The sequence below is a fragment of the Pantoea sp. Tr-811 genome (assembly GCF_011752535.1).
Taxonomy (GTDB): domain Bacteria; phylum Pseudomonadota; class Gammaproteobacteria; order Pseudomonadales; family Pseudomonadaceae; genus Aquipseudomonas.
Genome location: NZ_VWXJ01000087.1, coordinates 1 through 251, shown reverse-complemented (window position 1 = coordinate 251; position 251 = coordinate 1). Strand labels below are relative to the sequence as shown.

The window sequence follows — 251 nt, the reverse complement described above, 5'->3', positions numbered from 1 at the left end:
GCTTCGACTACCGTTTCATGCTCCCAGCGCTTCAACCGGCGTTCCTTACCCGTCGTACACTGCTTCTGCATGGAGCAACTTTGGCAGCCAGAGAACCAGTAGGAGTGCAGCAACATGCCGTCTTCCAACCGTGCCAGTACCTCGGCCACTCGTGGCCATTGAGCGTGCATCAGGATCGGTAAGAGAGATTTGCTGATCTGGGCTGGCGTGAAGCTGCGCCTCAATGTCCTTGAGTTTTTGCATCTGCTGTT

1 pseudogene is annotated in these 251 nt (G+C 55.4%); it reads right to left on the bottom strand.

What is annotated here, in order from left to right:
- Positions 1-251: pseudogene (locus F3J44_RS29525) on the bottom strand (hypothetical protein); the annotation flags it as partial.